Annotated in this window: 22 protein-coding genes; all 22 read left to right on the top strand. The window is 46.2% G+C overall.

The features are described 5' to 3' along the window. Positions 1-26 precede the first annotated feature (26 nt). Complete coding sequence (gene fliL / locus AB6E85_RS03610) at positions 27-515, top strand: flagellar basal body-associated protein FliL (RefSeq protein ID WP_372141482.1); 489 nt, start codon at positions 27-29, stop codon at positions 513-515. A 7-nt stretch (positions 516-522) separates the two neighbouring features. Then, positions 523-1575, top strand: coding sequence for a flagellar motor switch protein FliM (gene fliM, locus AB6E85_RS03605; protein WP_372141480.1), 1053 nt, complete (start codon positions 523-525; stop codon positions 1573-1575). Positions 1576-1604: 29 nt separating this feature from the next. After that, entirely contained in the window at positions 1605-2015 is a 411-nt protein-coding gene (gene fliN / locus AB6E85_RS03600) for a flagellar motor switch protein FliN (RefSeq protein ID WP_004739851.1), read from the top strand. Continuing rightward, positions 2015-2455, top strand: a complete 441-nt coding sequence (fliO, locus tag AB6E85_RS03595) for a flagellar biosynthetic protein FliO (protein ID WP_048616097.1) — start codon at positions 2015-2017, stop codon at positions 2453-2455. Before fliN ends, fliO begins: the two co-directional genes overlap by 1 nt. After that, a complete protein-coding gene (gene fliP / locus AB6E85_RS03590) occupies positions 2442-3371 on the top strand; it encodes a flagellar type III secretion system pore protein FliP (protein WP_372141478.1) in 930 nt (309 codons plus the stop codon). The genes fliO and fliP overlap by 14 nt, the downstream gene beginning before the upstream one ends. Before the next feature lie 11 nt (positions 3372-3382). Continuing rightward, positions 3383-3652 (top strand): flagellar biosynthesis protein FliQ, encoded by a 270-nt coding sequence (fliQ, locus tag AB6E85_RS03585; RefSeq protein WP_029235191.1) that lies wholly within the window; start codon positions 3383-3385, stop codon positions 3650-3652. Between the two features lie 6 nt (positions 3653-3658). Then, on the top strand, positions 3659-4441 hold the full coding sequence (fliR, locus tag AB6E85_RS03580) for a flagellar biosynthetic protein FliR (protein ID WP_017060672.1): 783 nt from the start codon (positions 3659-3661) through the stop codon (positions 4439-4441). 9 nt (positions 4442-4450) lie between these two features. Continuing rightward, the gene (gene flhB / locus AB6E85_RS03575) at positions 4451-5581 is read left to right on the top strand and encodes a flagellar biosynthesis protein FlhB (RefSeq protein WP_017064116.1); all 1131 of its coding nucleotides are present in this window, start codon (positions 4451-4453) and stop codon (positions 5579-5581) included. Positions 5582-5793: 212 nt separating this feature from the next. Next, on the top strand, positions 5794-7893 hold the full coding sequence (gene flhA / locus AB6E85_RS03570) for a flagellar biosynthesis protein FlhA (RefSeq protein ID WP_048664306.1): 2100 nt from the start codon (positions 5794-5796) through the stop codon (positions 7891-7893). Positions 7894-7920: 27 nt separating this feature from the next. Beyond that, positions 7921-9474: a flagellar biosynthesis protein FlhF gene (gene flhF, locus AB6E85_RS03565; protein WP_372141476.1), complete on the top strand. Its 1554-nt coding sequence runs from the start codon at positions 7921-7923 to the stop codon at positions 9472-9474. 13 nt (positions 9475-9487) lie between these two features. Beyond that, positions 9488-10375, top strand: a complete 888-nt coding sequence (locus AB6E85_RS03560) for a MinD/ParA family protein (protein WP_017060668.1) — start codon at positions 9488-9490, stop codon at positions 10373-10375. Then, positions 10368-11102 (top strand): RNA polymerase sigma factor FliA, encoded by a 735-nt coding sequence (locus AB6E85_RS03555; RefSeq protein WP_017060667.1) that lies wholly within the window; start codon positions 10368-10370, stop codon positions 11100-11102. Before AB6E85_RS03560 ends, AB6E85_RS03555 begins: the two co-directional genes overlap by 8 nt. A gap of 42 nt (positions 11103-11144) precedes the next feature. Next, positions 11145-11513, top strand: coding sequence for a chemotaxis response regulator CheY (cheY, locus tag AB6E85_RS03550; protein ID WP_016767062.1), 369 nt, complete (start codon positions 11145-11147; stop codon positions 11511-11513). 105 nt (positions 11514-11618) lie between these two features. After that, positions 11619-12350 carry a protein phosphatase CheZ gene (locus AB6E85_RS03545; RefSeq protein WP_017064113.1) on the top strand — a complete coding sequence of 244 codons (732 nt, stop codon included), beginning with the start codon at positions 11619-11621 and terminating at the stop codon, positions 12348-12350. Positions 12351-12359: 9 nt separating this feature from the next. Beyond that, positions 12360-14561, top strand: a complete 2202-nt coding sequence (locus tag AB6E85_RS03540; protein ID WP_372141474.1) for a chemotaxis protein CheA — start codon at positions 12360-12362, stop codon at positions 14559-14561. 13 nt (positions 14562-14574) lie between these two features. After that, positions 14575-15699: a chemotaxis response regulator protein-glutamate methylesterase gene (locus AB6E85_RS03535; RefSeq protein ID WP_050652157.1), complete on the top strand. Its 1125-nt coding sequence runs from the start codon at positions 14575-14577 to the stop codon at positions 15697-15699. A gap of 10 nt (positions 15700-15709) precedes the next feature. Continuing rightward, the gene (locus AB6E85_RS03530; protein WP_081231283.1) at positions 15710-16492 is read left to right on the top strand and encodes a ParA family protein; all 783 of its coding nucleotides are present in this window, start codon (positions 15710-15712) and stop codon (positions 16490-16492) included. After that, on the top strand, positions 16479-17576 hold the full coding sequence (locus AB6E85_RS03525; RefSeq protein WP_372141471.1) for a chemotaxis protein CheW: 1098 nt from the start codon (positions 16479-16481) through the stop codon (positions 17574-17576). The genes AB6E85_RS03530 and AB6E85_RS03525 overlap by 14 nt, the downstream gene beginning before the upstream one ends. A 53-nt stretch (positions 17577-17629) precedes the next feature. Continuing rightward, complete coding sequence (locus AB6E85_RS03520; protein WP_017064109.1) at positions 17630-18124, top strand: chemotaxis protein CheW; 495 nt, start codon at positions 17630-17632, stop codon at positions 18122-18124. Beyond that, positions 18124-18636 (top strand): DUF2802 domain-containing protein, encoded by a 513-nt coding sequence (locus tag AB6E85_RS03515; protein ID WP_372141469.1) that lies wholly within the window; start codon positions 18124-18126, stop codon positions 18634-18636. Before AB6E85_RS03520 ends, AB6E85_RS03515 begins: the two co-directional genes overlap by 1 nt. 278 nt (positions 18637-18914) lie before the next feature. Beyond that, on the top strand, positions 18915-19532 hold the full coding sequence (gene ccmA, locus AB6E85_RS03510; protein ID WP_048607846.1) for a cytochrome c biogenesis heme-transporting ATPase CcmA: 618 nt from the start codon (positions 18915-18917) through the stop codon (positions 19530-19532). A gap of 1 nt (position 19533) precedes the next feature. After that, the gene (gene ccmB / locus AB6E85_RS03505) at positions 19534-20202 is read left to right on the top strand and encodes a heme exporter protein CcmB (RefSeq protein WP_017060658.1); all 669 of its coding nucleotides are present in this window, start codon (positions 19534-19536) and stop codon (positions 20200-20202) included. The last annotated feature ends 42 nt before the right edge of the window (positions 20203-20244 follow it).

Genomic DNA, 20244 nt, shown 5'->3' with positions numbered 1-20244 from the left:
GAAAGAACAGGAAGTTAGAGTAAAGTATGGCAGAAGAACAAGATGCACCTAAAGGGAAGAGCAAGCTCCTTATAATTATTATTGCCGTAGTCGTGTTACTGCTTGGTATAGGTGGTGCGCTGCTCTTTTTCTTAAGCTCTGATGATAGCGCCTCTGAATCTCCGTCTCAGCCAGTAACTGCTGTGGTCGCTGCAGAACCAGTTATGTATGTTAATATTCCTCAGCCTTTTTTGTTCAATGTGACAGGTGATAAAAAAGATCGCCTAGTTCAGATAAAAGCACAGATGATGGTTCGGGGGAGTAAGAATGAAGGCCTGGCTCGTTATCACTCTCCACTCGTGGAAAGTACGTTATTGGCGACGTTCGCTTCGGCAACGGTTGATCAATTGCGCTCACCAACTGGACGAGTTGAACTGCGTAACAAGGCAACGGAAGATATCAAAGCAAGTCTGACTCAAGCTGTTGGCCAGCCTGTGATTGAAAAAGTGCTATTCACTGATTTTGTGATTCAGTAGGTAATTTGTGACCGATTTATTAAGCCAAGACGAAATTGATGCGCTATTACATGGCGTTGATGATGTTGAAGAAGTTGAAGAAGTTGAAGATATTGTAGAAGCTGATAACGATAATGCTGTCAATTTCGACTTCTCATCTCAAGATCGAATTGTTCGTGGTCGAATGCCGACCCTTGAACTTATTAACGAGCGATTCGCTCGTCATTTGCGTATCAGCTTGTTCAATATGCTGCGTAAAACGGCTGAAGTGTCGATAAACGGCGTACAGATGATGAAATTTGGTGAATACCAAAACACACTGTATGTACCCACCAGTTTAAACATGGTTCGTTTCCGTCCATTGAAAGGTACGGCACTCATCACCATGGAAGCTCGTCTGGTTTTCATTCTCGTAGAGAACTTTTTTGGCGGTGATGGTCGTTTCCATGCCAAGATTGAAGGCCGTGAATTCACACCAACCGAAAGACGTATTATTCAGTTACTGCTGAAAATTGTCTTTGAAGATTACAAAGAAGCTTGGTCTCCAGTGATGGGGGTTGAGTTTGAATACTTGGATTCTGAAGTGAACCCAAGTATGGCGAACATTGTGAGTCCAACCGAAGTGATTGTCGTGAGTTCATTCCACATTGAAGTCGATGGTGGTGGTGGTGACTTCCATGTGGTTATGCCTTACTCGATGGTAGAGCCGATTCGCGAACTGCTTGATGCGGGTTTTCAATCAGACAAAATGGAAACCGATGTTCGTTGGAGCACCGCACTGCGTGATGAGATCATGGATGTGCCAGTCAATTTCCGTGTGAACTTGTTAGAGCAAGACATCTCCCTGCGAGATCTGATGGAGCTGCGTCCTGGTGACGTTATCCCCATGAACATGCCTGAGCACGCGACGATGTTTGTCGAAGAACTGCCAACGTATCGTGTGAAAATGGGACGTTCAGGTGAAAAACTTGCGGTACAGATTTCGGAAAAAATTCGAAGACCGAGTGTGGTCAAAACTGATCTCGCTTTTCTAGGTAAAGACTTAATGTCTGAACTCGAAAACAGCGATGATGACGAATAGAAAAATAGATAAAAGTATAGGAATTGGTAATGGAACCTAGTGAAGATCAAAAGTTAGCAGACGAATGGGCTGCAGCACTTGGTGAAGATCCTTCAGCGCCGTCAATTGATGTTGATGATGTGCTTGCGGCACCACTTGATGAGCTAACCGATTCATCATCTCCGATTTCTGAAGATGAGCGTCGTAAGCTGGATACCATTATGGATATTCCAGTGACTATTTCGATGGAAGTTGGTCGCTCTCAGATCAGTATCCGCAACTTACTCCAATTGAACCAAGGTTCGGTTGTAGAGCTTGATCGAATCGCTGGTGAGTCACTAGACGTGATGGTCAACGGAACTCTGATTGCTCACGGTGAAGTGGTTGTAGTAAACGACAAATTTGGTATTCGTTTGACTGACGTTATTAGCCAAACAGAACGAATTAAGAAGCTACGTTAATGAGCTTTTTGTCTCAAAGACTGGCGGGCTCTTCTCTCGGAATGACAGGGCTGCTACGAGGAACCTTGGGAGTAGGGCTATTAACGGTTCCTTCCATTGCCTTTGCAGCAACACCGCCTTCTCTCGATTTAGCGACCACCTTTGGGTCGCTAATTTTCGTTATAGCCTTCATTTTATTTATTGCTTGGCTACTCAAGCGAATGCAAGTGCCTGCGATGTCGAATCAACAAGGTTTGGCGATTGTTAGGCAAATCCCTGTTGGTACTAAAGAGCGTATCGCTATTGTGCAAGCGGGTGATGAACAGTTCTTGGTAGGGATTACCACACAATCGATTCAGCTGATCTCTAAGCTCGATAAACCTCTTACTCAGGAGATGCTGGAAAAAAGTACATTTTCAAGTCAGCTTTCCCAGCTAATAAAAAAAGATGCAAACAAGTAACGGACTTTTGAACTCCTCTTACTTTCACCAAGCCGGAGCTTTCCGAGCGGTGAAAGTGCTGTTGGTTCAGCTTATTCTCCTATGCTCAATCGTATTCAGTGTATCGGTATTTGCACAAGCTGAAGACGGCACCGTCATTCCTGCGAGTACCGCTGGGTCGGAATCTGTGACCATCAGCACGATGGAACAAGACCAAGCCAAATCGACAACCATGACCACGGGCAGCTTGACCGGCAATGGTGGCGGCATACCTGCCTTTACCATGACAACCAATGCCAATGGCGGTGAAGACTACTCGATTAACCTGCAAATTCTTGCGTTAATGACCATGCTTGGCTTCTTGCCGGCGATGGTGATTTTGATGACGTCGTTCACTCGTATTGTGGTTGTGATGTCTATCTTGCGTCAGGCGATGGGTCTACAACAAACACCGTCTAACCAAGTCATTATTGGTATCGCGATATTCTTGACCTTCTTCATCATGTCGCCAGTGATCAATCAAGTTAACGAACAAGCAGTTCAGCCGTATCTTAATGAACAGATATCGGCACGACAGGCATTTGATGTTGCCCAAGAACCGATTAAGTCCTTCATGCTCAAGCAGACTCGAATTAAAGATCTTGAAACCTTTGTTGAGATTTCTGGTGCGGAAGTGACTAACCCTGAAGATGTTTCGATGGCGGTTCTGATTCCAGCATTTATCACATCGGAATTAAAAACGGCTTTCCAAATCGGATTTATGCTGTTCTTGCCTTTCCTAATCATCGACTTGGTGGTGGCATCGGTATTGATGGCTATGGGTATGATGATGTTGTCACCGATGATTGTATCGCTGCCGTTTAAGTTGATGCTGTTTGTTCTTGTTGATGGCTGGAACTTGATACTCTCCACACTCGCCGGCAGTTTTGCCTTGTAGCTGGGGGAATAATGAATCCTGAAATATTCGTAGAGTTGTTCCGAGATGCCCTTTGGATGGTATTAATCATGGTTTGCGCCATCATTATTCCTAGCCTGCTGATCGGTTTGGTTGTGGCTGTTTTCCAAGCCGCGACCTCAATCAACGAACAAACACTGAGTTTCCTGCCGCGTTTGATCGTAACTTTGTTGGCGTTGATGCTATTCGCACACTGGATGACCCAGATGATGATGGAGTTCTTTTTTGAGCTCATCGAACGCTTGCCGCAAGTTCTGTATTAAACCGATATGGAATACCCAACGAGCCTTGTACTAGAGTGGTTAGCCAATTATTTTTGGCCATACACTCGCATCTCAGCGATGCTGATGGTGATGACGGTAACAGGGGCACGCTTCGTGTCGCCGCGTATTCGTCTGTATTTAGGTTTGGCGATTACTTTTGCGGTGATGCCTGCGATTCCGGCCGTTCCCAAAGAGATTGAACTTCTGTCCTTTCAAGGCTTCCTGACTGTCTTTGAACAGATCGTGATTGGCGTGGCCATGGGCTTTGTTACCCAGTTCATGATTCAAACCTTCGTCATGCTCGGCCAGATCTTGGGTATGCAATCGAGCTTGGGCTTCGCCTCAATGGTCGACCCGGCTAACGGGCAAAACACGCCGGTACTTGGTCAACTGTTCATGCTGCTTGCGACCATGTTTTTCTTGGCGACCGATGGTCACTTGAAAATGCTGCAGCTGGTGGTGTTTAGCTTTAAGACCTTGCCGATTGGCAGTGGATCGTTGACCTCTGTTGATTTTCGAGAGCTCGCGTTGTGGCTCGGTATCATGTTCAAAACGGCATTGGCGATGTCCTTGTCGGGCATTATCGCGCTGTTAACAATTAACTTGTCGTTTGGTGTAATGACGCGTGCGGCACCTCAGTTAAACATCTTTTCTTTGGGTTTTGCATTTGCGCTACTCGTGGGTCTGTTACTTTGTTGGTACATCCTTGGCGGCTTGTATAGTCACTATGAGCTATTCTGGATGCAGGGCGAGCAACAGATATGTCGTCTAATCCGGTTAGATTGCTAGGAGACTGAAATGGCAGAGTCAGACGGTCAAGAACGCACAGAAGACGCCACGCCCAAACGCTTGCAACAGGCCAAAGAGAAAGGGCAGGTTGCAAGGTCAAAAGAGCTGGCGTCAGCATCGGTATTAATTGTCGGTGCGATTGCATTAATGTGGTTTGGCGAATCGATGGCGAAGGCTTTGTTCGAGGCGATGCAACGCCTGTTCTCTTTGAGCCGTGACGAGATCTTTGACACTAACAAACTCCTAGAAATTGCCGGTGGTGCACTGGTGAACCTGCTGTTCCCGCTGTTTTTGATACTGATAACCCTGTTTGTTGCTGCCGTTATCGGCGCTGCGGGTGTCGGTGGGATTAACTTCTCAATGCAAGCGGCGATGCCAAAGGCGTCTAAGCTCAACCCACTCAGTGGCATCAAGCGTATGTTTGGCCTGCAAAGCTGGGTTGAACTGCTCAAGTCTATTCTTAAAGTAGCGCTCGTATCGGGGATGGCGATTTATCTGATTCAAGCCTCTCAGCATGATTTAATGCAGCTGAGTATGGATGTGTACCCGCAGAACATCTTTCATGCCTTGGATATCTTGCTCAATTTCATCCTGTTGATCAGCTGCTCGCTGCTGATTGTGGTGGCGATTGATATCCCGTTCCAGATCTGGCAACACGCCGATCAATTGAAGATGACCAAACAAGAAGTCAAAGACGAATTCAAAGACACTGAAGGTAAGCCGGAAGTGAAAGGCCGAATTCGTATGCTTCAAAGGGAAGCGGCTCAGCGTCGTATGATGGCAGACGTCCCTCAAGCAGATGTGATTGTGACCAACCCGGAACACTTTTCAGTGGCGCTGCGCTACAAGCAGAATCAAGACAAAGCACCAATTGTGGTTGCTAAAGGTGTCGACCACATGGCGATGAAGATCCGAGAGATTGCGCGTGAAAATGACATCTATATCGTTCCAGCGCCGCCATTAGCGAGGGCGCTTTATCATACCACTGAGCTAGAACAACAAATTCCTGACGGTCTGTTTACAGCAGTTGCACAAGTGCTTGCATATGTTTTCCAGCTTAAACAGTACCGAAAACGAGGTGGTGAGCGACCAAAACTGCAAGATTCTAATATGCCGATCCCACCTGATTTACGTCATTAGATCAATTGCTTGAGCTCTGCGTGATGAACCTTGATAATAGCGAGCTAGCTAATCTTCCTTTTATAGAGGTGATGGCGATAATTTGACGTGAGATGTTGGTACAGTGTTTGCTGTAGTAAGCCTGAACATTATAAGCCCATAGCAAAACAGCCCTGACTAAGATCTAATCCACTTCTTCAGAGAGCTACAACATAGCGAAACTGTCTAGATTTATGAAATTCTCCCTGCCTTTTGCGGACAAGCTACCTAAAATCCCTAACCGTGCCATGCCTGCGATTGGTGCGCCTGTTATGGTACTTGCCACGCTTGCTATGGTGGTGTTGCCCATTCCAGCTTTCTTGTTGGATATGTTCTTCACCTTTAATATTGCACTGTCTATGGTTGTGCTATTGGTTTCGGTTTATACCCGTAGGCCTTTAGACTTCGCTGCATTCCCGACCGTGCTGCTTATTGCGACTCTGCTTCGATTGGCCTTGAACGTTGCTTCAACACGTGTGGTATTGCTCCATGGCCATGAAGGTGGTGACGCTGCTGGTAACGTGATCGAAGCCTTCGGTAACGTGGTTATCGGTGGTAACTACGCTGTCGGTCTAGTGGTGTTCTTGATTCTGATGATCATCAACTTCATGGTTGTAACCAAAGGTGCGGGCCGTATCTCGGAAGTAAGCGCGCGTTTCACCTTGGATGCGTTACCGGGTAAACAGATGGCAATCGATGCCGACTTGAACGCAGGTTTGATCGACCAGGACCAGGCGCGTCTGCGACGTTTTGAAGTAACCAAAGAAGCCGACTTCTACGGTTCGATGGACGGTGCATCTAAGTTTGTTAAAGGCGATGCGATCGCTGGTATCTTAATCTTGTTCATCAACATCATTGGCGGTTTGAGCATTGGTATGGCTCAGTTTGACCTTGGTTTTGGTGAAGCAATCGAGATCTACACGCTACTGACTATCGGTGATGGTCTGGTTGCACAAATCCCGTCACTGCTCCTTTCTATAGCAGCTGCAATGATGGTAACGCGTCAAAATACTGATGAAGACATGGGGCAACAGCTCGTCTTCCAGATGTTCGACAATCCAAAAGCCTTGATGATCACCGCCGCTATCCTTGGCATCATGGGTATTGTTCCGGGTATGCCACATTTCTCATTCTTGAGTCTTGCTGTTATTGCGGGCGCGGGTGCGTATTACATCGATAAGAAAAACAAAAAGAAGGCGGAAGAACCTAATCTTCCGGCAACCGTTGAAGCGAATGGAGAAGTAGGCTCTCAGAAGGAGCTTTCTTGGGATGATGTTCAACCTGTCGATATTATTGGTTTAGAAGTGGGTTACCGTTTAATTCCTTTGGTTGACAGAGACCAAGGGGGCGAACTGCTTGAACGCGTTAAAGGTGTGCGTAAGAAGTTGTCTCAAGACTTTGGTTTCTTGATCCCAGCGGTACACATTCGCGATAACCTAGAGCTGACACCAAACAGCTACCGAATTACCCTGATGGGTGTCGCAGTAGGTGAAGCTGAGATCAAGCCTGACATGGAGCTCGCGATCAACCCGGGCCAAGTGTACGGTATGATCGATGGTGAGCCGACAATCGACCCTGCATTTGGATTAGAAGCGGTATGGATTCGTGAAGAGCAGCGTGAACACGCACAAGCTCTAGGTTATACCGTTGTCGATTCTTCTACAGTATTGGCGACACATCTTAGCCAACTGCTTACCAACAACGCATCACAGCTTATTGGTCACGAGGAAGTTCAGAACTTACTTGAGATGCTTAGCCGCTCAACACCTAAGCTGGTGGAAGGTTTTGTACCGGATCAATTGCAGTTGGGTGTGGTTGTGAAAGTGCTACAGAACCTATTGAATGAAGCTATTCCAATTCGTGACATTCGAACTATAGTCCAAACTTTGTCGGAGTATTCAGGTAAGAGTCAAGAACCTGACATACTTACTGCGGCGGTTCGTATCTCATTGAAACGATTAATTGTTCAAGAAATCAATGGTATAGAGCCAGAGTTGCCAGTGATAACCCTAATTCCTGAGCTGGAACAAATCTTGCATCAAACCATGCAGGCATCCGGCGGAGAATCTGCTGGTATTGAACCTGGTTTAGCCGAACGTTTACAGACCTCTCTCAGCCACGCTACGCAAGAGCAAGAGCTGAAAGGTGAACCAGCGGTACTATTGACCTCTGGCGTGTTGCGTTCGACTCTGGCTAAGTTCGTGAAGAACACGATCCCAAGCTTGCGAGTCTTGTCTTACCAAGAAATACCGGACGAAAAGCAGATACGTATAGTACAAGCTGTTGGTAATTAAGCCGCCTAATTAGAACGGACGATCGAATTGAAAATTAAACGATTTTTTGCAAAAGATATGCGAACGGCTCTGCTCCAAGTTAAAGAAGAACTTGGTTCAGAAGCGGTGATCATGTCTAACAAAAAGGTCGCAGGTGGCGTGGAAATTGTTGCCGCTATTGATGGTGAATCCAGCCCGTCGACAGCGAGTCAGAGACTAAATAAACCTCAGCAGCCTGCCCAAAGCCAATATACGCAAATGGCCGCGCCCGCAGCTCCTGCAGGGCGACGTCAACTAGACGATGATAAGGTTAGCCTACAGTCGAATGCTGAAGGTGGACGCTCAATGACCAAGCGCTTTGCGAACATGCTAAAGCAATACAGTCATGGCGTCGATGATGAGCCACAACATCGTGCTGAAAATGAAGATTCATTGTCAGCATTGCTCAATCGCCAATCAAGCACGGGTCATAAGCCTCAGAGTCAAAGCAATTTGCAGTCTCATGGCCATCAGCAATCTCACGGTAACCAACAGTCTCTCGGCAATCTTGATTCAGCATTTGCTCGTGAAACGGGTTTGTCTAAGTTGATTGCTGAAGACCGCAGAGTAGAGCGCCCGGCACCTCGCTTGGATCCTACCCGTTATGATCGTGGTCGAGAGAATACTCAATCCAAAGGTTCTGATACTGAAATGGAAACGATGCGTGAAGAGATGACCTCAATTCGTCGTCTGTTAGAGCATCAAGTTTCCGGGTTAATGTGGCAAGAAGTTGAGCGTCGTGAACCGCTCAGAGCGATGCTTATTAAGCGCCTTGAGCGTATGGGTGTATCTGCAGAGCTTGCCGATCAAATGGCTTGCTACATTCCTGAAGATACTAAACCTGCACGTGCATGGAAGGCTTTGTTAGCTCTGGTTGCTGACCAAATCTCTGTTACACAAAAAGATATTTTAAAACGCGGCGGTATTGTGGCTCTACTTGGCCCAACCGGCGTGGGTAAAACAACGACTGTTGCAAAGCTAGCTGCACGTGCTGCCATGGAATATGGCGCTGATAACGTCGCACTAGTGACAACTGATACATATCGTATAGGTGCACATGAGCAGTTATCGATCTACGGTCGAATTATGGGTTGTCCTGTAAGAGTTGCTAAAGATTCTAGCGAACTGGCCGATGTAATATATCAGTTACGTAATCGTCGCCTGATTCTGGTCGATACTGCAGGCATGGGACAACGAGATGTTCGCCTATCTGAGCAGTTAGACACATTGATGCAAGAGAGTGGTTCCGTTATCAATAGCTACCTTGTGTTGCCTGCAACCGCGCAACGCAAAGTGCTGCAAGAAACAATTGAACACTTTAGAAGAATCCCGTTGTCGGGATGCATCATGACTAAGCTGGATGAATCCCTAAGTCTAGGTGAATTCATCAGTGTCGTAATACAAAATGCATTACCAGTTGCTTACATAGCAAATGGTCAACGAGTTCCTGAAGATATCGTTATAGCTCAGCCAAAGTACATGATTGCTAAGGCCAATGAGTTATTAGAAAAATCTACAGAGAATGAACCTCATTACTGGAATAGCGATTCTGAAGGGCTCTAGGCGGCGGATAAATATGAATGAAAATATGATACATGATCAAGCTAGCGGCCTCCGTCGCTTAACCAAGCCTTCACTCACAAAAGTTATCGCTGTAACCGGTGGTAAGGGAGGCGTTGGTAAATCTAATGTGACGTTAGGTATGGCTATTTGCATGGCGCGCCAAGGCAAAAAAGTCATGGTGCTAGATGCCGATTTAGGGCTAGCGAACGTCGATATCATGCTAGGTATTCGTTCTAAACGAAACCTTGGGCATGTGTTGGCTGGCGAATGTGAACTTAAGGATGCGATTGTCGAAGGGCCGCACGGAATTAAAATTATTCCAGCGACATCGGGCACTCAAAGCATGACTGAACTTTCACACGCACAGCATGCTGGTTTGATTCGCGCATTCGGTTCGCTTGAAGACGAGATGGATATCTTGTTGGTTGATACCGCAGCCGGTATTTCGGACATGGTGATCAGCTTCTCAAGAGCGGCGCAAGACGTGGTTGTTGTGGTATGTGATGAACCTACCTCGATCACGGATGCATATGCTTTGATTAAGCTTTTAAGCAGAGAACACCAAGTTCAGCGATTCAAAGTTGTTGCAAATATGGTCAGAAGCTACCGCGAAGGCCGAGAATTATTTGCAAAGTTGACTTTGGTCACAGAGCGCTTCTTGAATGTGAGCCTCGAACTCGTAGCATGTATTCCTTTAGATGATAAAGTACGTCAATCAGTCAAGAGACAGAAAATCGTAGTCGATGCGTTTCCTCGCTCTCCAGCTGCATTGGCAATCAGCTCTTTGGCTAACAAAGCCTTGACCTGGCCAATACCAAAAACACCGAGCGGACACTTGGAGTTCTTTGTTGAAAGGCTGCTGAATCGTACTGAATTTATAGAGGAACCATTTGGTGAATAAAGCGCTTACTTACGACCAACACGCTAATCACAATAGCCAACAGGCTTTTTTTGAGAAGTACTCTGTGTTGGTTAAACGTATCGCTCATCACTTGTTGGGGCGATTACCGCCTAATGTATTGGTTGATGACTTAATTCAAGCTGGCATGATCGGCTTGATTGAAGCGCAACAAAACTATGATGGTACCAAAGGCGCAAGCTTTGAGACGTATGCTGGTATTCGAATTCGAGGGGCAATGTTGGATGACATTCGCCGTGGGGATTGGGTACCGAGATCGGTTCATAAAAACAATCGAGAAATCAGCAGTGCAATCGCGGAATTAGAGGGTATCCTCAACCGCGACCCGAGTGATGCCGAAGTGGCAAAACACATGGGGCTCAGCTTAGAGCAATATCACAGTGCTTTAACTGACATTAATTGCTCAAGACTGGTTGGAATCGAAGATTTAGGCGTCTCAGATGATGTAATATCTCCGAATGAAGACTCTCAAGATAATACGCCTTTTCAAGGGGTTGCTGATGAGTCATTCCGCCAAGCTTTGATCGATTCGATAAAACAACTTCCGGAAAGGGAAGGCCTTGTGCTTTCGCTTTATTACGACGAAGAACTCAATTTAAAAGAGATTGGGGAAGTGTTAGGTGTCAGCGAATCTCGTGTCAGCCAAATACTGAGCCAATCTATGCAGCGTTTACGCACTAAGTTAAGTGCTTGGACACAGAACGACTAACAACACTGATCCTATTCAGTGGAGGCTAATTTGAACAAAAACATGAAAATTCTCATTGTTGATGATTTTTCAACGATGCGCCGAATTGTTAAAAACCTACTTCGTGACTTAGGTTTCAACAACACTCAAGAAGCAGATGATGGCTTGACCGCGTTACCTATGCTGAAAAAAGGCGAATTTGATTTCGTGGTAACTGACTGGAACATGCCAGGCATGCAAGGGATTGACCTGCTTAAACACATTCGCGCAGACGCAGAACTTAAGCACCTTCCAGTGCTTATGATCACGGCTGAAGCGAAGCGTGAGCAGATCATCGAAGCAGCGCAAGCGGGTGTTAACGGTTACATTGTGAAGCCTTTCACTGCTGCAACGCTGAAAGAGAAACTTGATAAGATTTTTGATCGCTTATAAGCATCAATAAATTTAGGCACTTCTAGGTAAACACTGGCTGATAAGTTATCTGTTTATCTCGATAGCCTAAGCGCACAAAGTATGCGGAGTAAGGCCGAATTCAGGATGATTTCATTAGAACAAGCAAAAAAATTAGTAGAGCTGCTTGAGAACGATGAGCAGCAAAATGCTGATTCTCTTGTGAGAAGCATTTATGAAGATAACTTTAGTCTTCAAGACAATCCAATGCTTCAAGAAATAGGAAGTCTGACACGCGACCTCCACGACTCTTTGACTCAATTCAATTTCGATGAACGCATCAGCGTTATCGCAAATGACGAAATCCCTGACGCAAGGGATCGCCTTCAGTATGTCATTGATAAAACGGAAGTTGCGGCAAACAAGACGATGGACGCTGTTGATCGTTGTATGCCAATTGCAGACAACCTACACGAGTGTTTACTTCAAGTAAGGCCTCAATGGAATGAACTGATGCATGGCCGCATTGAGCTGGCACAATTTAAAGCTTTATGTCACCGCATTGATGGATTGCTTGTCCAAGTAGAAGGCGATAGTACTGAACTACGCGGACAATTGACTGAAATCTTGATGGCTCAGGATTTCCAAGATTTAACTGGGCAGATAATCAGCAAAGTTATTACCTTGGTGAATGAGGTGGAAGGACGTTTGGTCGAGATTCTCACGGTATTCGGTGCGAATCAAAAAGAGCCAACTCCAGAGTCAGAGAAGAAAGCATCGATTGCGCCTGAAGGTCCAATTATGAACCCAGAAGAGCGCGAAGACGCTGTCGCATCTCAAGATGAAGTCGACGATTTGTTATCCAGTCTTGGATTTTAAAGGTAACGTATGAGCTACGATTTAGACGAAGATATTCTTCAGGACTTTTTAGTCGAAGCAGGAGAGATCCTTGAACTCCTATCAGAACAACTGGTAGAGCTTGAGAATAACCCTGACGACAAAGACCTATTAAATGCTATTTTCCGTGGTTTCCATACAGTAAAAGGTGGTGCTGGTTTCCTAGCATTAACTGAGCTGGTGGATACTTGTCATGGTGCTGAGAATGTGTTCGACATTCTGCGAAACGGCCAACGCAGCGTAACATCAGGTTTGATGGATACCATGCTGCAGGCGCTAGATACAGTCAATGTACAGTTTCGCGCCGTGCAAGATCAGGAACCTTTAGTGCCAGCCGACCAATCTTTATTGGATGAACTTCACCGTCTCTGTAAACCAGAGTCTGCGGATGAAGTGGCACCAGTAGAAGCGCCTGCACCTATTATCCCTGAACCTGTTGTTGCAGCGCCTGAGCCTGTTATTGCTCCGGAACCTACTGCTGAAAGCTCAAACATCAATGCATCTTCAGTCGATGATATCTCTGAAGATGAGTTTGAACGCTTGCTTGATGAGCTTCACGGTAAAGGTGGTTCACCAACAGCGCCTTCTGCACCAACACCGCCGCCAGCACCCGCTGCACCCGCTGCACCCGCTGCACCTCAGTCTGTTGCTGACAGTGGTGATATTACTGATGACGAATTTGAAAAGTTATTAGATGAATTGCACGGTGCGGGTAAGAGCCCGACAGCGGCAAGTTCAACGCCTCCTCCACCGCCAGCAGCACCTGTTTCGGCGATGTCTGAAGGCGATGATCTGATGACTGACGAAGAGTTCGAGAAGTTACTTGACCAACTACATGGCTCAGGTAATGGACCTTCGATTGAAGAATTGGATGCCGCGACTAAGCCAGCAGAAGTTAAGGCAGTAGCACCTCAAGCTGCGCCTAAACCTGCTGCGCCAGTTGCCGTTAAAGCTGAGCCAAAACCGAGCGCTTCAGCAAAAGCTGAAGTTAAAGTGCCGGCTAAGAAGCAACAAGCTGAAGCGACAGTTCGTGTTGATACATCAACACTGGACACCATCATGAACATGGTGGGTGAACTGGTATTGGTGCGTAACCGACTCGTCAGCCTTGGCCTCAACAGCAACGACGAAGAAATGTCGAAAGCTGTCTCTAACTTAGATGTTGTTACTGCAGACCTTCAAGGTGCGGTAATGAAGACTCGTATGCAGCCGATCAAGAAAGTATTTGGTCGCTTCCCACGAGTTGTCCGTGACCTTGCTCGTAGCTTGAAGAAAGACATCGTTCTTGAAATGCGTGGCGAAGAAACGGACCTTGATAAAAACTTAGTAGAAGCACTTGCTGATCCCCTGATTCACTTGGTGAGAAACTCTGTCGATCATGGTATTGAAATGCCAAACGACCGTGTTGCTGCGGGTAAATCACAAACGGGTAAAGTGATTCTGTCTGCCTCTCAAGAAGGTGACCACATTGAACTGGCTATCGTTGATGACGGTGGCGGTATGGACCCTGATAAGCTTCGTGCTATCGCGGTTAAACGTGGCCTGATGGATGAAGATGCAGCGTCTCGTTTATCGAATAAAGAGTGTTTCAACCTGATTTTTGCTCCTGGCTTCTCAAGCAAAGAGCAGATCTCGGATATCTCTGGTCGTGGTGTGGGTATGGACGTTGTGAAAACAGCGATCAACACACTGAACGGCTCTATTGATATTGATTCAGAAATGGGACAGGGCACCAAGATCACCATCAAGGTTCCACTAACCCTAGCGATTCTACCAACCTTAATGGTCGGTGTTGCGGGTCACCCATTTGCGTTGCCATTGGCATCGGTTAACGAGATCTTCCACCTAGATTTAAGCCGCACAAACGTGGTTGATGGTCAGCTGACGATCATCGTTCGCGATAAGTCTATTCCGTTGTTCTACTTGCAAAACTGGCTTGCTCCTAAAGCGGGTATTGTTGAACTGCGTAAAGGACATGGCCATGTTGTTATCGTACAACTTGGTAGCCAACGTGTTGGTTTTGTTGTCGATACGCTTATCGGTCAAGAAGAAGTCGTGATCAAGCCGCTTGATAAGCTTCTGCAAGGCACGCCAGGAATGGCAGGCGCGACAATTACAAGTGACGGACACATTGCATTGATTCTAGATGTGCCGGACTTGTTGAAGCAGTACGCAGCTGCGTCAAGAATTTAATTTAAGGATAAATATGGCGATTAAAGTATTAGTCGTTGATGATTCGAGTTTTTTTCGTCGTCGCGTTAGCGAGATCATCAACTCAGAGGCTCGCCTAGAAGTCATTGATGTTGCAGTAAACGGTAAAGAAGCCGTTGAAAAAGCGAAACAGCTAAGACCTGACGTAATCACGATGGACATTGAAATGCCTGTCATGGACGGCATCACTGCCGTTCGTGAGATCATGGCTGCGTCTCCAACGCCTATTTTGATGTTCTCATCGTTAACGCATGATGGAGCGAGAGCAACGTTAGATGCGTTAGATGCAGGTGCTCTCGACTTCCTACCTAAGAAGTTTGAAGACATTGCACGTAACCGTGACGATGCAGTTGCATTGCTTCAACAACGTGTAATTCAGATTGCTGCAAAGCGTGCATTTATGCGTCGTGCTCCTATTGCGCCGAGAGCGACAGCAACGACTTCAACATCTACGCCATTGCGCCAGCCGATTTCAACAGCAGCTTCGACTTCGACAGCGAAGCCTGCGGTTGCATCAACGGCGAAATTCAGAGCGTCAGGTAAGAAGTATCAATTAACAGCCATTGGTACTTCGACTGGCGGCCCTGTTGCTCTACAGAAGATTTTGACTCGCATCCCTGCACACTACCCACATCCAATTGTGTTAGTTCAGCATATGCCAGCAACATTCACAGCGGCTTTTGCTAGTCGCTTGAACACCTTGTGTAAGATTGAAGTTCGTGAAGCGCAAGACGGTGATGTGTTAAAACCTGGAGTGGCGTATCTTGCTCCGGGTGGTAAACAGATGATGGTTGATGGCCGAGCTGGGTCTGCACGTCTAAGAATTATTGATGGCGGCGACCGCATGAACTACAAGCCTTGTGTGGATGTCACATTTGGCTCTGCAGCGAAGATCTACGGTGACAAAGTGTTGTCTATGATACTGACCGGTATGGGCGCAGATGGTCGAGAAGGTTCGCGTATGTTGAAAACCGCGGGCTCGACGATTTGGGCACAAGACGAAGATAGTTGTGTTGTATATGGTATGCCTCAAGCTGTAGCAAAAGCTGGCATTTCTACTGAAGACCTACCTCTCGACCGCATCGCGGAAAGGATTTTGGTTGAAGTTGGGTTAGCTTAGGTAAATCGAAATGATTGTTTGGAGTGTTGCAAACCAAAAAGGTGGTGTTGGTAAAACGACCACGACCGTGACTCTAGCAGGTTTACTTGCGTTGAAGGGGCACCGTGTTCTGTTGGTTGATACTGACCCACATGCATCACTGACAACCTATCTGGGTTACGACTCAGATACGGTGGAATCGAGCCTGTTTGATCTGTTCCAGTTGCGTGAGTTCACCGCGCAGACAGTAAGACCTTTGCTTTTACAAACGGAAGTCGAAGGTATCGATATTATTCCTGCTCACATGTCTTTGGCGACATTAGACCGTGTAATGGGAAATCGAAGCGGCATGGGGTTGATCTTGAAACGCGCTTTGGCCGCTTTGAAAGACGACTATGACTATGTGTTGATCGATTGCCCGCCAATTCTGGGTGTGATGATGGTCAATGCATTGGCTGCAAGCGATCGTATATTGATTCCGGTACAAACTGAGTTTTTGGCGATGAAGGGCTTAGAGCGCATGATTCGCACTTTGACCATCATGCAGAAGTCTCGCAAAACACCGTTTAAGGTGACGATTGTCCCGACGATGTACGACAAGCGAACCAAAGCCTCACTGCAAACATTAACGCAGCTCAAAGATGATTATCCAAATCAAGTTTGGACATCTGCTGTGCCGATAGATACTAAGTTTCGAGATGCGAGCCTAAAACGCTTACCAGCCTCTCATTTTGCATCGGGTAGCCGTGGTGTATTTGCTTATAAACAGCTGCTTATTTATCTCGAAAGGTTGGCGATAAATGAGCGCGAATAAAGAATCAACATTGGCGCAGCCAAGTCTATCCAGTGAACAAGCACTGGATGACTACTTTACTGCGCTGTTAGGTGATGAAAGCTTTGAATCTGACGATTTTTTTGTTGACGAGTCGAGCGACGAATCACAATCTGAAGAGCCAGAGCCAGAGCCAGAGCCAGAGCCAGAGCCAGAGCCAGAGCCAGAGCCAGAGCGCCAATTTTCGAGTCACCACTCAAGCTATGCAGAAATACGCGCGGCTGAGTTTGAGGTTCCTAACCTTGAGGATGTTCAGAAACTACTGAGTCGTTTAGAGGCGACCAATGTTGTTGATGAACTGAACCTTGATGAGTTGATGGATCAGAACACCCAGAAAATCGCCCAGCAAGCTGACATGCAAATGTTTGATGCTGCGGTTGAGTCTGTTCAAGTGTTCGAAGAGCCAGAGATTCAGGATTGGAATCTTCCAGAACCCGATTTATCAATTGTTGTAGAGCCACCTGTTGAATTGCAGCAAATTGAAGAGTTAGCGACGGAACAAGTAGAAGTTAAGGCTGTTGAGCCTGAAGTTGATGTTCCTGAGCCCGAAACAGTTATTGAACCCGAAACTCAAGCCGGAGGTGCTGACCAGTTTACCTCTTGGGAAAGTACGTTTCGCACAGAAGATTTTCAAGTACTGTATTTCGATGTGAACGGTGTGACCTTTGCGGTGCCGCTTGATGAACTCGGTGGTATCCATCGCCTAGAAGAGGTCAATCACATTATTGGTAAACCGACTTGGTATTTGGGGTTACAAACCAACCGTGATAGTCAGCTAGATGTGGTCGACACCGCAAAATGGGTGATGTCTGAGAAACTATCAGGTGACGAATACAAAGAAAACTATCAATATATAGTGATGCTTGGAGAGAGCTTGTGGGGCCTTGCGGGTACTGAGCTAAAAGGCACCGAGCTACTTAATACAGATAAAGTACGTTGGCGAGAAATGGCAGGGAAACGCCCATGGCTCGCTGGTATGGTAAAAGAAAAAATGTGTGCTTTGATTCATGTTGAAGCATTAATCGCCATGCTAAACGCAGGGCTAGATGTAAAAGCATTAAGCTAATAAACGCATCAAGTTAATAATAGTGGTCGGTAACGACGGCAAGAGGATTATCTATGTCTCATATGAGTGAAGTTGAAGTAAGAAAAGAGCAAACGAATGATGAAGTACTTCAATGGGTGACTTTCCAGCTAGAAGAAGAAACTTACGGCATCAACGTAATGCAAGTACGTGAAGTACTGCGTTACAGCGAAATTGCTCCAGTACCGGGTGCTCCAGATTACGTTCTAGGTATTATTAACCTACGTGGTAACGTTGTTACTGTTATCGACACTCGTTCTCGCTTTGGTTTGATGCAAGGTGAAATCACAGACAACACTCGTATCATCGTTATTGAATCTGAGCGTCAAGTAATTGGTATTCTAGTAGATAGCGTTGCTGAAGTGGTTTACCTACGTTCTTCTGAAATCGACACAACGCCAAGTGTTGGTACTGATGAAAGTGCTAAGTTCATCCAAGGTGTAAGTAACCGAGATGGCAAGCTGCTTATCTTAGTAGATCTAAACAAACTACTAAGCGAAGACGAATGGGATGAGATGGCTCACCTGTAATGTTTGAAGCGCTTCCTTTAAGCCCTGTTGCCCTGATATCAGGCGTTGGGGTTTTTACGTTATTCATCGTGATTTTGATTAGCAAAGTAAAACGTGCGATTCAAAAGCAGCTCGATCAGTCACGCCTGCAAGTTCGTAACATCGACAAAGAGCTTCAAAAATCGAGTAAGCAATTACTTGAGGTTCGCTCTGTTGTGGTTGGCCTTGGCCAGAAAGTGACGGAACAACAAGATCTGATCAAGCACTTGAATGAACGCATTGTTGAGTTGGAACATGCTGACACCGATGGACGCTTGTACACGCGTGCAACAAAAATGGTTCAGCTTGGTGCCGGGATAAACGAACTGATCGAAGAGTGTGAATTACCTAAAGCGGAAGCTGAGCTGATGATGTCTCTACAGAATAAGCTCGCGGGTAAGGAAAAAATCCCTTCGTTAAGAAGTAATCCTTCCTCGTACGATGATCAACCCGATGCCTCTCGCGATCGCAGAGACCCGCCTCGACGTCGTTAAATTGAGCGCTTAATTCGTATTGAGCAATTGATGTTTATTACGTATTCCTCTTAAAAGAAGCTTCGGCTTCTTTTTTTATGTCTACTCGAACTATATAGAACGATGTTTATAAGTGCTTGTATCTACGACAATATCTTGTTTGTTGATGAAAATGTGTAAATTGTGATGCGGTGGTAACAGTTTCTTACCGACTTTGTTCTATCGAAAACGCCTAGTCCTGTTTTGTCACCATGTTGGTGTGCTACTATAGCGCTCTCATTACTCGACTAAATTTACCTATGCTAGAAGTCTCAAATTTAACTGCTATTCGTGACGACAGGGTTCTGTTTGAATCGTTGTCTTTTCAATTGAAACCAGGTGAACTGGTTCAGGTTGAAGGTCGTAACGGTACTGGGAAAACGACACTCCTTAGGATTATTACTGGCTTAGGCGATCGCGATGACGGTACTATCTCCTGGGACGGTGAGTCTATTGAATCGAGTCGAGACGTGTATCATCAAAATTTACTTTTTCTTGGTCATCAAACAGGTGTAAAGCGCGAGCTTAGTGCTTATGAGAATCTGAGCTTTTATCAGTCGATTCACAGTGGCGGTACCAGCAAAGAAGAGCTTTATCACGCGCTGGCTCAAGTCGGGCTTGCGGGCAGAGAAGACGTACCTGCGGGGCAACTTTCAGCAGGCCAACAGCGCCGAGTTGCGTTGGCTCGCCTTTGGTTGAGCAAGCAAATGTTGTGGATTCTTGATGAGCCGCTGACTGCCATTGATAAGCAGGGCGTGAAAGTTCTCGAATCTCTTTTTTCTCAGCATGCAGACAACGGTGGCATTGTGTTGTTAACCACACACCAAGATATGTTTGCTGATAGCCCGAAACTAAGAAAAATAAAGTTGGGTGAGTAATATGATCTCTTCAATGACCACGATTATCCGACGCGAACTGCTTATCGCGTTTCGACGTCAAGCGGATATCTTTAACCCTTTGTGGTTCTTCATCATTGTTATAACTCTATTCCCTTTGAGCATCGGCCCCGAGCCGAACCTACTTGCGCGTATTGCTGCGGGTATAGTTTGGGTGGCCGCTTTGCTCTCTGCATTGCTCTCTTTAGAGCGTCTTTTCCGCGATGATTTTCAAGATGGCGCCCTTGAGCAGATGATGCTGATGCCCATCCCGTTGCAGTTGGTAGTATTGTCCAAGGTCATAGCACACTGGTTGTTGACCGGGTTACCATTGATTTTAATCAGCCCATTATTGGCTGTTTTGTTGTCTTTAGATTTTGATACATGGCTCTCAGTTGTGTTGACCTTGCTGGTAGGAACACCCGCATTGAGTTTTATTGGTGCGATTGGTGTTGCGTTAACCGTTGGGTTACAGAAGGGCGGAGTCCTGTTAAGCCTGTTAATCTTGCCGCTTTACATCCCCATTTTGATTTTCGCGACGTCAGCGATTGACGCTGCGGCTTTGGGCGTTGCGTACAACGGCCAATTGGCGGTGCTTGGGGCAATGTTAATGGGTGCGATGACTATGACGCCTTTTGCGATCAGTGCCGCACTGAGAGTGAGTGTGAACTGATTGGGGTTCCGTTATCGTATAGCCAATGTGAACCAAATGTGT

The organism is Vibrio sp. 10N.247.311.51 (genome assembly GCF_041467855.1).
GTDB lineage: Bacteria > Pseudomonadota > Gammaproteobacteria > Enterobacterales > Vibrionaceae > Vibrio > Vibrio coralliirubri.
The sequence above is the reverse complement of the archived record's forward strand: the minus strand, read 5'-3'. Positions and strand labels throughout refer to the sequence as shown.

Coding starts and splice junctions, on each gene's coding strand:
- cheY (WP_016767062.1), top strand. CDS start 11,145: ATGAAAATTCTCATTGTTGATGATTTTTCAACGATGCGCCGAATTGTT.
- ccmA (WP_048607846.1), top strand. CDS start 18,915: ATGCTAGAAGTCTCAAATTTAACTGCTATTCGTGACGACAGGGTTCTG.
- AB6E85_RS03540 (WP_372141474.1), top strand. CDS start 12,360: ATGAGCTACGATTTAGACGAAGATATTCTTCAGGACTTTTTAGTCGAA.
- fliR (WP_017060672.1), top strand. CDS start 3,659: ATGGAATACCCAACGAGCCTTGTACTAGAGTGGTTAGCCAATTATTTT.
- AB6E85_RS03560 (WP_017060668.1), top strand. CDS start 9,488: ATGAATGAAAATATGATACATGATCAAGCTAGCGGCCTCCGTCGCTTA.
- flhB (WP_017064116.1), top strand. CDS start 4,451: ATGGCAGAGTCAGACGGTCAAGAACGCACAGAAGACGCCACGCCCAAA.
- AB6E85_RS03535 (WP_050652157.1), top strand. CDS start 14,575: ATGGCGATTAAAGTATTAGTCGTTGATGATTCGAGTTTTTTTCGTCGT.
- fliN (WP_004739851.1), top strand. CDS start 1,605: ATGGAACCTAGTGAAGATCAAAAGTTAGCAGACGAATGGGCTGCAGCA.
- AB6E85_RS03525 (WP_372141471.1), top strand. CDS start 16,479: ATGAGCGCGAATAAAGAATCAACATTGGCGCAGCCAAGTCTATCCAGT.
- AB6E85_RS03545 (WP_017064113.1), top strand. CDS start 11,619: ATGATTTCATTAGAACAAGCAAAAAAATTAGTAGAGCTGCTTGAGAAC.
- fliQ (WP_029235191.1), top strand. CDS start 3,383: ATGAATCCTGAAATATTCGTAGAGTTGTTCCGAGATGCCCTTTGGATG.
- ccmB (WP_017060658.1), top strand. CDS start 19,534: ATGATCTCTTCAATGACCACGATTATCCGACGCGAACTGCTTATCGCG.
- fliO (WP_048616097.1), top strand. CDS start 2,015: ATGAGCTTTTTGTCTCAAAGACTGGCGGGCTCTTCTCTCGGAATGACA.
- AB6E85_RS03530 (WP_081231283.1), top strand. CDS start 15,710: ATGATTGTTTGGAGTGTTGCAAACCAAAAAGGTGGTGTTGGTAAAACG.
- flhA (WP_048664306.1), top strand. CDS start 5,794: ATGAAATTCTCCCTGCCTTTTGCGGACAAGCTACCTAAAATCCCTAAC.
- fliL (WP_372141482.1), top strand. CDS start 27: ATGGCAGAAGAACAAGATGCACCTAAAGGGAAGAGCAAGCTCCTTATA.
- fliP (WP_372141478.1), top strand. CDS start 2,442: ATGCAAACAAGTAACGGACTTTTGAACTCCTCTTACTTTCACCAAGCC.
- AB6E85_RS03520 (WP_017064109.1), top strand. CDS start 17,630: ATGTCTCATATGAGTGAAGTTGAAGTAAGAAAAGAGCAAACGAATGAT.
- AB6E85_RS03515 (WP_372141469.1), top strand. CDS start 18,124: ATGTTTGAAGCGCTTCCTTTAAGCCCTGTTGCCCTGATATCAGGCGTT.